The following is a 13,923-nucleotide window of genomic DNA, read 5'->3' on the forward strand; positions in this document are numbered from 1 at the left end:
CTCAGGCGGGGTCGACAACGGAGACCGCTCCGGAGCCGTGGGCGTGGGCCGGCTCGGCGCCGGAGTACACCCGCCACAGCTGGGCGTACCGGCCGTCAGCGGCCACCAGGTCCCGATGCGTACCGTCCTCCACCACCCGGCCGTGGTCGACCACGACGATCCGGTCGGCGCGTTCGGCAGTGGTGAGCCGGTGCGCGATGAGCAGCGTGGTGCGCTGCCGGGCCAGCGTCTCGGTCGCCTGGATGACCAGTGCCTCAGTGCCGGGGTCCAGCGCCGCGGTCGCCTCGTCCAGCAGCAGGATGTCGGGGTCGACGAGGTACGCCCGGGCCAGCGCGAGCAGCTGCCGCTGCCCGGCGGACAGGTTGCGCCCGCGTTCGCCCACCGTGTGCAGGTAGCCGTCCCGCATCCGGGCGACCGCCTGGTGCGCGCCCACCGCCCGCGCCGCCGCCTCGACCTCGGCGTCGGTGGCCTCCGGCCGTCCGTACGCGATGGCGTCACGGACGGTGCCCGGGAAGAGGAACGCCTCCTGGGGTACGTAGCCGAGCCGGTGACGGTATCCGTCGAGGTCGAACTCGCGGACGTCCGTGCCGTCCACCCGAACGCTTCCGCCGGTCGGGTCGTAGAACCGGGCGACCAGCTTCACCAGCGTGGTCTTCCCGGCGCCGGTCTCGCCGACGAGCGCGACCGTCTCACCCGCGCGTACTCGCAGGTTGACGCCCTGCAAGGCATCGCCCGCGGCGTTCTGGTAGTGGAACCGCACGTCGTCGAAGACGATCTCGCCGGTGAGCCGGCCGACCTCCTCCGGGTGCTCGGCCTGCGGTGTGGTGGTGGGCGTACGCAGCAGCTCGCTGATCCGGCGCAGGCCAACCCGCGCCTGCTGGTAGCCGTCGAAGACCTGCGAGAGCTGCTGGACGGGGGAGAAGAACAGGTCGAGGTAGAGCAGGTAGGCGATCAGCGCGCCGGCGGTGAGGCTGCCGTCGTGCACCAGGCCGGCACCGACGCCGAGGACTACCGATGCCGCGGCCAGGTTGAGGAACTGCACGAACGGGAAGTACGTGCCGATGTAGCGCTGGGCCCGCAACCTGCTGACCCGGTAGGCGTCGCTCTTCTCCTCGAACCGGTTGGCGTTGTGCTCCTCGCGGCCGAACGCCTGCGCCACCCGCATCCCCGCGACGTTCTCCTGCAAGCTGGTGTTGACGACGCTGATCCGCTCCCGCGCCTCCTGGTAGGCCACCGAGGACTTCGCCCGGAAGATCAGCGTGGCCACGATCAGCACCGGCATCAACGTGAGCACCGCGAGGGCGAGCTCCCAGTTGATCCACACCAGCGCGACCAGGACGCCGACGAACTGCAGGATCGCGACCACCGCGGTCAGGAGCGAGGTCTGCAGGAACGACGACAGTGCGTCGATGTCGGTGGTCATCCGGGTCATGATCCGGCCACCCATCTCGCGCTCGTAGTAGTCGAGACCGAGGCGCTGCAGGTGGGCGAACAGCTTGACCCGCAGGGAGTACAGCACGCGTTCGCCGGTGCGGCCGGCCACCCTCGTCTGGCCGATGTTGATCACCCAGTCGGTGATCACGACGCCGAGCGCGACCGCGGCCGCCACCAGAACGACCGAGACCGCGTGCCGCTGGACCCCGGCGTCCACTCCGTGCCGGATCAGCAGCGGCAGGCACAGCGAGGCGATCGCGTCCGCTGCCACCAGAACCAGCGCCAGCAGCAACGGCCGGCTGAACGGCCGGAGGGCACGCGGCAGGGTGAACCCCGGGTCGGGTTTCTGCGCGTCCTCCATGCTCACCTCGGGGACGTCGCGGACCGGTGGCAGTTTCTCCACCTGGGCCAGCACTTCCGGCGTCGGCGGCATGCTGGCCAGCCAGCCCCCGCCCATACCGCCGCCCATACCGCCACCGCCGCGGCCCCCACCGCCACCGAACCCGCCGCCGAGTCCGGTCGCCTGCTGCACCCGGGTCAGGTGGCTGGGCGTGTCGTCTCCGCGGCGTACCCACAGCTCGGGGGTGATCCCGTCGACCTGGGCAGCCGTGTCAACCTCGGCTTGCGGGGTGTCGATCTCGGCCTCGCCGGCCTCGATGCCCTCGGCGTCCTCGCCCGGCCCGGACAACAGCAGCCGGTAGAGCGCGCACCTGCTGGTCAGTTCCTCGTCGGTGCCGACGTCGACGACGCGGCCCTCGTCGAGCACCGCGATCCGGTCGGCCAACTGCAGGGTCGAACGCCGGTGGGCGATGATGATCGTGGTCCGCCCGGCCATCACCTGGCGCAGGGTGGCGTGGATCTCCGCCTCGGTCTGGGAGTCGACCGCCGAGGTCGCGTCGTCGAGCACCAGCAGGGTCGGGTCGCTGAGCAGTGCCCGGGCCAGTGCGACCCGCTGCCGCTGGCCGCCGGACAGCGTGAGCCCCCGTTCGCCGACCACGGTGTCGTAGCTGTCCGGGAGCGCCTCGATGAAGTCGGTGGCCTCCGCTGCCCGGGCCGCGGCGCGCACCTGTTCGTCGGTGGCGTCCGGACGTCCGTAGGCGATGTTGGACCGCACGGTGTCGGAGAAGAGGAAGCTGTCCTCGAACACCAGGCCGATCCGGGCCCGCAGCGAGCTGAGGGTCAGGTCGCGGACGTCGTGCCCGTCGACCAGGACCGAGCCCCGCTGTACGTCGTAGAAGCGCGGCAGCAGTTGGGAGATCGTCGACTTGCCCGATCCCGCCGTACCCACCAGCGCGACCGTCTCGCCGGCGTTCACCTTCAGGGAAAGGCCCGACAGCACCGGGTCGGAGGCGAGGTAGCCGAAGTGCACGTCGCGGAGTTCGACCGCGCCCGGGCCGACCGGAAGCTCGATCGCGTCCGGCTTCTCGGTGATCACCGGGCGGGAGTCGATCACCTCGAACACCCGGATCACGCTGGCCCGGGCCTGCTGGCTCATGACCAGGAAGTTGGACAGCATCCGCACCGGCGCGACGAGTTGGCTCAGGTAGCTGGAGAACGCCAGGAAGGTGCCGAGGGTGATGTTGCCGCGTACGGCGAGGTAGCCGCCCAGGGCGAGGATGCCGACCTGGCCGAGCAGCGGGACCGCCTGCAGCGTGGGGCCGTAACGACTCGTCAGCCGGATGGCCCGCAGCCGGGAGCCGAAGAGGTTGCGCGCCTGGCGTTCGAGGCGGCCGAGCTCGCGGCGTTCCTGGCCGAAGCCCTTGACGACCCGGACGCCGGTGACCGCGGAGTCGACGATGCCGGCGACCTCGGCCGCCTGCTGCTGTGCGTCCCACGTGGCCGGGAAGAGCCGGCTGCGACTGTGGTAGCCGATCATCAGCAACGCCGGCGCCACCGCGAGCGCGACCAACGTGAGCAGCGGCGACAGCCACACCATGATGGACAGCGAAATGACGAACAGCAGCAGGTTGCCCAGCATCATCGGCAGCATCTGCAGCAGGCCCTGCACCATCATGATGTCGCTGATCGACCGGCTGACCACCTGCCCGGTGTGCAGCTCGTCCTGGCGGGCGCCGTCCAGCCGGGACAGCGCGCGGAACAGGTCGCCGCGGATCGCGTGCTGGACGTCGAGCGCCAGCCGGCCGCCGAGGTAGCGGCGTACGAAACCCGCGCCGAACGTCGTCAGGCCCAGTGCGAGCAGTACGCCGATCCACGGCAGCATCGGCGCCGTCCGGGCGATGATCACGTGGTCGACGATCTGGCGCTGGACCAGGGGGACGAACGCGCTCGCGGCCATCGCCACGATCGCCCCGCCGAAGCTGGCGAACACCAGAGGCCTTGACCGCCAGCAGTAGCGGGCGAGGCGGCGTACCCACCTGTCGGCGGAGGACTGACCGGGGGCTCCAGGGGCTCCGGGGGATCCCGGGGATCCGGGGGAGCCGGAGGTGCCGAGGTCGGGTCGGCCGGGCTGTTCGGCTTGGTGGTTGCCGGCGGAGGTGCGCCGGCCCGGCTGCTGGGAGCCGTTGGACGAGGCTGTCGTGGCGGCGGTCATCTGGTGGCGGGCACCTCGGCTTCCGGCGACGGTGGGGTCTGGAGGTCTGTGGGTTCCTTCGCGGCGGCGGCTTCCTTCGCCGCTGTGGCTTTCGGGGCCTGGTCCTTCGCGGAGGGGGAGTGCCGGGCCCAGCGCGCGTCCATCGCGTCGTCGACCTCGGCGAGCTGGCCGAGGAGTGCGTCCGGGGCGGAGATCTCCGCCAGCAGCGGGCGCAACCGGTCGCCGTAGGCGATCTCGGCTTGAGCAAGCGCTTCCCGTCCCTCCGTGGTGAGGGCGAGGCGTACGACGCGGCGGTCACCGGGTTCCCCGCGCCGGGTCAGCAGCCCGGCGGCGACCAGTCCTTCGACGACGACGGTGATCGCGGGCTTGCTGGTGGCGAGGCGGGTCGCGATGTGGGTGGAGCGCTCGGTGCCCCGGGAGACCAGCTCCAGGATCCGGAACTGCGCCAGGCTCAGCCCCGCGTCGGCACGCTCCAGCAACCGCGCCAACCGGACGATGGCTCGCACGGCACGCTCGACCGAAGGTTCGTCATCTTTCACAGTTAAGGAGGCTAACCGTTAGGGCGGCGAATGTCCCGCCCGTCCGGCCTGATCCGGCCAGTCCGGGACATCCCTCCCTTCGCCACGGCGGGGAGCCGGACGCTTCATGGACGACCGGGGCTCCCGCAGTGCTAATTTGGGCGAGTGACCAAATCGGCTGAACGATCCTTCTCGCGCGGCGAGGTCGCGTCATGAAGGTGCTCGACACACCGCAGCCGCCGAGCGGGCTGCGCCGGCTCTTCTTCCGGCTGCCCGTCCACCTCTACCGGGCCCACCTCGGTCGCCTGCTGGGCGGCAGGTTCATGCTGCTCACCCACACCGGCCGGGTGTCGGGCCGTCCTCGCCAGGTGGTGATCGAGGCGATCGAACATGACCCGCGCGACGGGAGCTACGTCGGCCCGTCGGGGTACGGCCGGCGTTCGGACTGGTACCGCAACGTCCTCGTCAACCCGGACGTGACAGTTCAGGTCGGCGGGCGCGTGCGGGCGATGACCGCGGCCCCGCTGCCGCCGGCGGAGGGTGGGGAGCTGATGGCTCGGTACGCCGCCCGGTATCCGCGGCTCGCGCCCAGGCTTGCCCGCTTCATGGGCTTCGAGGTGGACGGCAGCCAGGGTGACTACCGCGCGGTCGGCGAGCGCATTTCGTTCGTACGTTTCACTCCTCGGCACCTATCATCTCCGGGTGACCGAGGGACCTGAGCTGACCACCGAGCGACTGCTGCTGCGCAGGTGGCGGGAAAGTGACCGTGCGCCGTTCGCGGCGATGAACGCCGACCCGGCCGTGATGGAACACTTCGTCAATCCGTTGAGCGAGGCCGACAGCGACGCCTTCGTCGACCGGATGGAGGCCGGCTTCGAGCGGGACGGCTTCGGCCTGTGGGCAGTGGAGGTCCGCGAGACCGGCGACTTCATCGGGCTCACCGGGCTGTCCCCGGTGGGTTTCGACGCGCCGTTCGTCCCGGCGGTGGAGGTCGGCTGGCGGCTCGCCCACCATGCGTGGGGTCGCGGGTACGCACCCGAAGCCGCCAGGGCGGCGCTCACATTCGCCTTCGAGACGGTCGGCCTGACCGAGGTGGTGTCGTTCACCGCGCCGGTCAACGAACGTTCGCAGTCGGTGATGCGCAAGATCGGCATGCGCCGGGACCCGGACGGCGATTTCGACCACCCGCGCGTTCCGGAGGGGCACCCGATCCGTTGGCACGTGCTGTGGCGGATCACCGTGGACGACTGGCGTACGGCGTGAGCCTTGGCGGCGTCGGGGACGTGACCGCGGGGCAGGTGGCCGAGGCGTTCGAGCTGGGTACGCCGACCGGGGAGCTGGTTCTCGTCCAGCACACGGTGTCGCGGACGTGGCGGCTGACCACGAGCGCCGGCCGCTTTCTGGTGAAGGAACTCTGGCCGGACGGGGACCCGCCGTGGGCCGGCGAGCTCAACCGGACAAGGGACTTCGAGGAACGCGTCGCGGCCGCGGGTATCCGGATCCCGGTGCCGGTGCCACCGCCGGCCAAGGCGTACGGCTGGACGTCGCGGGTCGCCGGACGCGGTGCGTACCGTGTCACCGAATGGATCGAGCACCGCAAGGTCACCGCCGATGACGACCTCGGCGAATGGCTTGGACTCACGCTCGCGGCCCTGCACAGCCTCGAGCTCCACCCCGGTAACGGCGGCGACCTCGAGCCCTTCTACTACGTGCACCCGGCCGGTCGCTGGCACGAGTGGGCAGCACAGGCACGGCGGCAGGGCCGTCCCTGGGCAGCGGAGTTCGACGGCCGGCTGGACGGCTACCTACGTCTGACCGAACGCGTGCGGACGACCTACTCCGGCATCGGCGACCACGTGCTGACCCACCGGGACATGGTTCCGTTCAACGTCCTGATGACACCGACCGGGCCGGTACTCGCCGACTGGGACGTGATCGGCCCGGACAGCGCGAGCCTGGAGACCGGGTTCGCCGCCGTGACGTTCGCGTTCCGGGATCCCCACGCCGTCCGGCACACGCTCGCGTCCTACGCCGCGCACGGCGGCGTGCTCGTCGGCGGCCTCGGTGAGAACCTCTTCGCCCACAAGCTCGGCAGCGAACTCGGCCGGCTGGCGGACCTGGTCGACGCGGTTGTCACCGGCACTCCGCTGACCGGATGGATGACGCGGTACGCCGATCCGGCCGCGGGCGTCGCGGACGCGATGGCGGAGGTGGCGGCCGCGGAGGACCGGCTTCGGCGGCTGGCCGCGGACCTCGGCGTCTGACGTCGGCCGCCGGGTCAGGGCCGCGGGGGTTCGCGGCGCAGCGACACCCGGCGGTGGGCGATGCGCCAGCCGTCCGGCGTACGCCGCACCACGTCCTCGTAGACCCCGCTGCCGACGGATCCGTCGCGCCGTACGCCGAGGAACTTCGAGCGGGCCGTCACCTCGCCGTCGTGCTCGGCCACGACGACGTTGGTCACCAGATGCGCGACGGGATTCCGATCGCCCAGGTCGAGCGCGGAGGCGCGGATCGCCTGTATGCCGTTCAGGGTCTCACCGCCCATCGGTGTCAGGTCGTAGCCGACGTCGTCGGTGAAGACCTCGCCGAGGCGGTCCAGTGCGCCGTCGTCGACGAGATGGCCGTGCAGGGCGAGGAGTTCGTGGATGGCGAGCCGGTCCTCGGTCGTCAGGGTCATGCGCGGATCCTGCCCTGCGCCGAGCAGGGACTCGCCGACCGCCTCGCGAACGCACCGGTCAGCTCGGGGTCACCGGGGCGGTGGGGGAGGAGGCTGGGCCGGTGCCGAGCAGGTTCGTGGCCGCGACGGTGAAGGTGTACGCGACACCGGCGGAAAGGCCGGGCACCGTCGTCTCGGTGACGTCCGCGGCGACGGTTGCCGGATCCAGCGCGGTGCCGTCGCGGTAGGGCGTCACGACGTACCCGGTCAGCGGAGCTCCGCCGTCGAACGCCGGCGGCCTCCACGTCACCGTGGCACTGCGTGCGTCCGCTGCCGCCGACACCTGTGTGGGCGCGTCCGGTGGCGAGGGCAGCGCGTACACCTCGAACTCCGCCAGCCCCACGTTGGGACCGCTCCCGCCCTCGACCTGGAAACGTACCCACCTGAAGGTCTTCGGGGCGAACGTCACCGTCGCGGCCGCGCCGTCCGGCGGGACGTCGCGCACCGCGACGGTGCTTCCGTCGTCGAAGGTCAGCGTCCCTCCGTGCACGTCGTCGATGCCGGCCCGGTCGTGCAGGACGATCCGGTCCGCGGTGACCGCTCTCTCCCAGCTCAGCCGCACCCACGGGTTCTGTTCGCCTGCCGACGCCCAGTCACCCGCGTCGGGGCTGCCGACCACGCCGTCACGTACCTTGTCCGGCCCGTAGTTGTCGTTGTAGGAGGACGAGGCCGTCGCGGTCACCCCCGGCCAGCGGGCGGCGTTCCCGCGCAGCAGTCCCACGTCGAGCGCCAGTCGGATCCGTTTCGTCGCCCGCACGCCGGACCCGTCGGTGGCAGTGGCCGACACGAGCACGTCGCCGTCGCGGTCCCGGACGGTCAGCACGCCGTCGGCGTCGACCGAGGCCTTGTCGGTCGGCGGGCCGCCGGGCTCGGTGACGGCCCAGACGGCCTTGTGCAGCGAGCGTTCCGGGCTGAAGGTTGCGGTCAGCCGCACCGAGGAGTAGGGCTCGGCGATGACGTCCGGCCCGGCGATCTCGATGCGTCGCACGGGCAGGCACAGGCCGAGATCCTGGCCGTCAAGGGCGGCTTGCGCCGCGCCGGCGATCAGCGCGTGACCGGCGTCGTTGGGATGTACGCCGTCCGCCGCGATGTGCCGCGACGCCGACCACGTGCCGCGTACGTCCACCGCGTGCGCGTTCGGGAACTCCCGCGCCACGTCAAGCACGACTTGCGCGTATGCGTCGGCGACCTCCTGGCTGCCCTTGTCGTACGGCGCGTACTGGTCCCAGGCGGTGGGAGCGATCCCGGGATCGGCCACCAACACCACCGGGACGGGCCGTCCGGTCTCCGCCGTGCGTGCGTGGGACACGATCGACCGCAGGTGGCTGCGATACTCGCTCAGCCGCTGGGGGTCGGATCCGTACAACCGGACGTCGTTGATGCCGGTCTCCACCACGACCACATCGGTGGGCCGGAGGTCCGGTGCCGCCAGCAGGAACTGCTCCTCGGTCTGGGCGGAGAGGCTGCTGGAGACGGCCCGGTTGGTCAACGGGCGGCAGGTCTGCGCCGCCACGATCGCCGGCCAGGCCCGGTCCGGCCGGGACGCGCCCAGACCGGCGACGTAGGAGTGGCCGAAGGCCAGCACCCGCCCGGTCGTCTCCCGAGCAGCCGTCTCCCGGTCAGCCGTCTCCCGGACAGCCGGCTCCCGGCTCACCGACGCGACGGCCGTGCCGGCAGGGATCACGACCGGGTCGGTGCGGGCGGACGCGGGACCGGTGCCGACGACGTTCGTGGCCGCCACCGTGAACTCGTACGCCTGACCGGCGGCCAGGCCGGGCACGCGGGCGCTCTCCACTCCCGCCTCCACCCGCACCGGGTCCAGTGCGGTGCCGTCGCGGTAGGGCGTGACGACGTAACCGGTCAGCGGCGTGCCGCCGTCGAACGCGGGCGGCACCCACGAGACCGTGGCCGCGCCCTCCGTGCCCGCGGCGGGAGTGGCGGTCACGTCGAGCGGGACGGTCGGCACCGACGGCCGGGCGGAGACCTCGAACTCGGCCAGGCCCACGTTGGGGCCGGATCCACCCTCGACCTGGAACCGCACCCAGGTGAACGTCCTTGCCGCGAAGTCCACCGCCAGCGGCTTCCCGTCGCCGGGCAGGTCACTGACCCGCACGGTGCTTCCGTCGCTGAAGCTCAACGTGCCGCCGTTCGCGTCGTCGACCCCGGGCCGGTCGTACAACGTGATCCGGTCGGCAAGGACAGGTTGCGCCCATGCCAGTTGCACCCAGGGGTTCTGTTCACCGGCGGAGGCCCACTCTCCGGAGCCCGCGCCGAATCCGTCGTGCACCCGGGCGGGACCGTAGTTCGCGTCGTACCGCGACGAGGCGGTTGCGGTGACGCCCGGCCACCGGGCGGCGTTGGCGCGGGCGAGCTCCGGGTCGAGTGCGATGGTCACGGCGGCGGTGGCGCTGACGTGGCCCTCGTCCGCCGCGGTGGCCCGGACGAGCAGGTCGCCGTCGCGGTGATTGACGGTGAGCAGACCGTCCTGGTCGATCTCGGCCTTGTCGGTGGGCGACCCGTCCGGTTCGGTGACCGCCCAGGTGGCTTCCTTCCGGGTGGTGTCGGCGGGGGTGAACTCAGCAGTGAACCGCACCGAGCCGTACGGCTGGGCCACCTCCCTGGGGCCGGCGATCTCGATACCCGTGGCAAGGACGGGCTCACCGCGTTCGGGTCCGGTGCCGACGAGGTTGCGGGCCGCCACGGTGAAGTCGTACGCCTTCGGGTCGGACAGTCCGGTCACCACCGCCTCGTTCGCGGTCTCGGGCACCTCCACGGTGTCGGTGACCTGCCCGCCGCGGTAGGCCCGCACGACGTAGCCGGTGATCGGCGCGCCGCCGTCGAAGGCCGGCGGCCGCCACGAGACGCTCGCCTGCGTTCCCGAGCGCTCGACCGAGACGTCCCTCGGCGCGTCCGGCGCGGAGGGCACGGCGTACACCTCGATCTCGGACATGCCCGGGTTGAGCCCGGTGCCGCCCCGGATCTGGAAACGTACCCAGGTGAACGTCTTCTGCTCGAACGTCACCGTCTTCGGCCCGCCACCGACGGGCAGGCCCGACACCGGGATGGTGCTGCCGTCGCTGAACGTCAGCGTGCCGGCATTGGCGTCGTCGTCGCCCGGCCGGTCGTAGAGAACGATCCGGTCCGCGCGGATCGGTTTGTCCCAGTCCAGCTGCACCCACGGCTCGCGCTCGCCGCGCGAGGCCCAGTCACCGCCGTCCTTGGAGCCGATCACGCCGTCGCGCACCTTGTCGGCCCGGTAGCCGTCGCTGTACTCCGACGACGCGGTCGCGGTCACTCCCGGCCACCGTGCCGCGTTGCCACGCAGCAGTCCGACGTCCAGGTCGAGCGTCACCTTCCTCCACGCGCGGATCGTGGGCCCGCTGTCGGAGTTCGTCGCGGTGACCAGCACCTGGCCGTCGCGGCGGTTGACCGTGAGCAGACCGTCCTGGTCGATCTCGGCCTTGTCGGTGGGTGAGCCGTCCAGTTCGGTCACCTTCCAGTACGTCCGCTGCCAGGTGGTGTTCTCGGGGGTGAACACCGCGTCGTAGCGCACCTTTCCGTAGGGCTCCCGGATGGAGTCCGGCCCCTCGATCGCGATGCCGGTCGCGTAGGTCGGCCGCTTTCCCTGCGACGGTGACTCCGACGGGGGGAGCTTGCCCGTGCCCCACCGCTTGTCGGGAGTCGCCCCCAGCCAGAGCTCGAGCGTGCCGCCGTCGGCGAGTTGACTGTGCCGGAACCACGACGACGTGAGCAGGCGGTCGTCCAGCTTCGCCTGCTGGATGTAGGGATGGTCGGCGCTGTTGCCGTGGGTGAGGATCCGGAACCGCTTTCCCTTGTAGTACTTCTGGTTCAGCGTGATGGTGATCTCGTCGAACACCGGCGAGGTGATGTCGTACACCGGATCGGCGTGCCCGCCACCGGTCACCTCGAACAACCCCATCGCCATCAGGGCGCTGATCGCACCCATCTGACCCTGGTCCTCGTCGTGGTGGCCGTACCCGTCCGTGGTGGAGGTCGCGCCATACGTGTGTTCCTTCACCTGGCGCACCCAGTACTGCGTCAACCACGGCTTGCCGACGTAGTTGAACAGGTGCGCGACCTGCAGGCCTGGCTGGTTGCCGTAGCTCACGTAGCCCTGCCCGTAGACGCCGATGAAGTTCGCCGGGCGGGAGCGTTCGAACGCGTAGTTGAGTCGGTCGGCGTACGCGGTCTCCCCGCCCATCAGGTTGGCCAGGCCCATGACGTCGTGGGAGGTGAACCACGTCGCCTGCCAGGAGTTCGCCTCCACGAAGTCGCTCGGGCTCAACGGATCGAAGTCGGCGAGGAACGTGCCGTCGGCGTTCTTCGGCCGGATGAACCCGGTGGCGGCGTCGAACAGGTTGCGCCAGTTGCTGGAACGCTCCCGCAGGTAGGTGTAGGCGTCGGTGTCGTCCCACGCCTCGATGTCGTTCAGCCCGACACCCGGACCGGCCGACGGCCCCGAGCCGCCCATGGCCTCGAACCGGACCCAGGACGCCTTCCGCCCACCGACGTCCACCCGAAGCGGCTCACCGTCGTCCGGCACGTCGGCGACGTCGAGGGAACTGCCGTCGCTGAACGTCAACCGCCCGGAGTTCACGTTCGCGTCCGGGTTCGCCCGGTCGCTCAGCACGATCGTGCGCAACGTCCGGGGCCGGTCCCAGCGCAGTTCGACCCACGGGTGCTGCTCGCCGGCCGACGCCCACTCGACGTTGCGCCCGTCCTTGCCGCCGGAGCGGATCGGGCGACCGTCGATCGCCCGTTCGGCCGCGTAGTCGGCGTCGGAGGCCTGCGTGGACGCGCGCACCTTCGCGTACTGTGCGACGTTCACGCCCTTCTCACCCAGCTCGCGGGCGAACTGCGCCAACGTCCAGTCCTGGAAGGCGTACTCCAGGGTCTGACCGGCCCCGCCGTTGAGCCCGGCACCGGACCGGTACGGGACGTATCCGCGGTCGAGGTAGCTGCGGATTCCGCCCGCACCGCTCCACCCGGAGTACTCCAGGGCACCCTTGTCGAACAGGCCGCCCACCGACTGGGCGTCCATCATCGCGCGGTAGGCGAGCTGGGGGTCGAAGTCGCGAATCCCCTTGTTCCACGCGCCGACGATGAACGACGTCACGGGTGAACCCGTCATGATCAGCGAGTCGTTGCCGGCGACGGGTCCGCGAGGGAGCAGCCCGCCGTCCTCGTACATCCGCAACTGCGACTTGACGAAGCTGCTGTAGATTTCCGGGTAGGCCAGGCCGAGGACGGAGTTGAGGTTCCACTGGGTGAGCCAGAGCGCGTCGTAGTTGTACATCGCGAAGTCCGGCCGGCCGTCGTCACCCAGCGGGATCTGCCTGACCGAGTTGTGGTTCCAGGTGTCGTCCATGTACTTGCCGTCGACGTCGCTGACGACGCTGCGCCCGCACAGTACGTGGAACAGGTCGGTGTAGAACTTGACCTGCTGCTGGTGGGTGCCGCCCCCGACGTCGATCCGGCCCAGCATGTCGTTCCAGTGCCGCTGGGAGGCGTTCTTCACCTCGTCGAACGACCAGCCCGGGAGCTCGGCCCGGAGGTTCTTCCGCGCACCGGCGGTGCCGGTCAGCGACAGCGCCACCTTCAGCTGCACCACGTCGCCCGCCGAGAGCTGGTTGTACCGGACGTACACACCCATGTTGTCGCCGGATAGCTCCTCGAGCGGAGCGCCGCCACGGGCCAGGCTGCCGTCCGCCCACCCCCGCATGGAGTCGAACGCCCGGTCGAAGGAGATCACGAAGAACAGCCGGGTGTCGTGCTCCGCGTAGGCGCCGCCGTGCTGGTCGACGTATCCCTCGATCTCGTGGTCGTTCACCTTGGTCACATGGGCGTCCTTCATCACCGCCTCGCCCAGCAGGCCGCCGAGGTTGACGATGATCTCGCTCTGCCCGGCCCGGCCGAACGTGTACCGGTGCATGCCCACCCGGTCGGTGACGGTGAGCTCGGCGTCCACGTCGTACCGGTCCAGACGGACCTTGTGGTAGCCGGGTTCGGCGACCTCGGTCGTGTCGTGTTCCACATGCGACTGCCAGCCGGTGTCACCCTCGGTCTTCGGCACGCTCGCACCCGAGGTCGGCATCACCTGGACACCGGAGAACTGCCAGTCGTGGATGTGGCTGAAGCCCTTGACCTCGTGCTCGGTGGTTCGGTAGCCGGTGCCGCCGCTGCTGTTCGTGCTGGTGTCCGGGCGCAGCTTCACGAAGCCGAACGGGTTGCTCGCGGACTGGAAGAAGAAGTAGCGGGCGATGTCGGCCTCGACCCACGGGTCGACCAGGCTCACGTAGTCGCGTTGGCCCGGCGCGGTCCGGGCGGCCGCCGCCTCGGTGGCGGGGACGCGGCTGGTCGCGGCGTGCGCGGACGTGGCGCCGGTGGGCGCGAGGTGCGCGGTCGCGGCCGTCGCGGTCGGGACGTGTGCGGCCGCGGAGCCGGCGATGGTGCCGAAGAGGAGGGCGAGCACGGTGCACACGGCGAGCAGGTGCCGACGCGGGGGAGTCGGCGTGAGGATCGAGGCGAGTGAGCGCGGCATGGGCGGGCCCTCTTTGGATGTCGGCCGAGGATGCGGACAGGCATGTCCTGGGCGGCGCCGAACGTACGGCGCGCCGACCCGGACCAGGCGAAGCGTGGTGGCGGCGATGCGGCGATGCGGCGAGATGCGGCGTGGCGGCGGG

Annotated in this window: 7 protein-coding genes; 3 read left to right on the forward strand and 4 right to left on the reverse strand. The window is 71.0% G+C overall.

Features of this window, described 5'->3' with window-relative positions; genetic code table 11:
* Position 1: 1 nt before the first annotated feature.
* Entirely contained in the window at positions 2 to 3,985 is a 3,984-nt protein-coding gene (locus BLU27_RS12925) for an ABC transporter ATP-binding protein (RefSeq protein ID WP_092653617.1), read from the reverse strand.
* Positions 3,982 to 4,524 carry a MarR family winged helix-turn-helix transcriptional regulator gene (locus BLU27_RS12930; protein ID WP_092653619.1) on the reverse strand — a complete coding sequence of 181 codons (543 nt, stop codon included), beginning with the start codon at positions 4,522 to 4,524 and terminating at the stop codon, positions 3,982 to 3,984. Before BLU27_RS12930 ends, BLU27_RS12925 begins: the two co-directional genes overlap by 4 nt.
* 191 nt (positions 4,525 to 4,715) lie before the next feature.
* On the opposite strand from BLU27_RS12930, the gene BLU27_RS12935 reads away from it, so the two are divergent.
* The 3 genes from BLU27_RS12935 to BLU27_RS12945 are packed head-to-tail and all read left to right on the forward strand — an operon-like array spanning position 4,716 to position 6,767.
* Positions 4,716 to 5,222 carry a nitroreductase family deazaflavin-dependent oxidoreductase gene (locus BLU27_RS12935; protein ID WP_092653621.1) on the forward strand — a complete coding sequence of 169 codons (507 nt, stop codon included), beginning with the start codon at positions 4,716 to 4,718 and terminating at the stop codon, positions 5,220 to 5,222.
* A complete protein-coding gene (locus tag BLU27_RS12940) occupies positions 5,206 to 5,766 on the forward strand; it encodes a GNAT family N-acetyltransferase (protein WP_197681825.1) in 561 nt (186 codons plus the stop codon). The genes BLU27_RS12935 and BLU27_RS12940 overlap by 17 nt, the downstream gene beginning before the upstream one ends.
* A complete protein-coding gene (locus tag BLU27_RS12945; RefSeq protein ID WP_157728509.1) occupies positions 5,763 to 6,767 on the forward strand; it encodes a phosphotransferase in 1,005 nt (334 codons plus the stop codon). The genes BLU27_RS12940 and BLU27_RS12945 overlap by 4 nt, the downstream gene beginning before the upstream one ends.
* Positions 6,768 to 6,781: 14 nt before the next feature.
* Here the strand turns inward: BLU27_RS12945 and BLU27_RS12950 are convergent, their stop codons facing one another.
* Entirely contained in the window at positions 6,782 to 7,180 is a 399-nt protein-coding gene (locus BLU27_RS12950; RefSeq protein ID WP_092653625.1) for a nuclear transport factor 2 family protein, read from the reverse strand.
* Between the two features lie 58 nt (positions 7,181 to 7,238).
* Positions 7,239 to 13,781 (reverse strand): glycoside hydrolase domain-containing protein, encoded by a 6,543-nt coding sequence (locus BLU27_RS29880; protein WP_241827942.1) that lies wholly within the window; start codon positions 13,779 to 13,781, stop codon positions 7,239 to 7,241.
* Positions 13,782 to 13,923 lie beyond the last annotated feature (142 nt).

It is taken from the genome of Actinopolymorpha singaporensis, from assembly GCF_900104745.1.
GTDB lineage: Bacteria > Actinomycetota > Actinomycetes > Propionibacteriales > Actinopolymorphaceae > Actinopolymorpha > Actinopolymorpha singaporensis.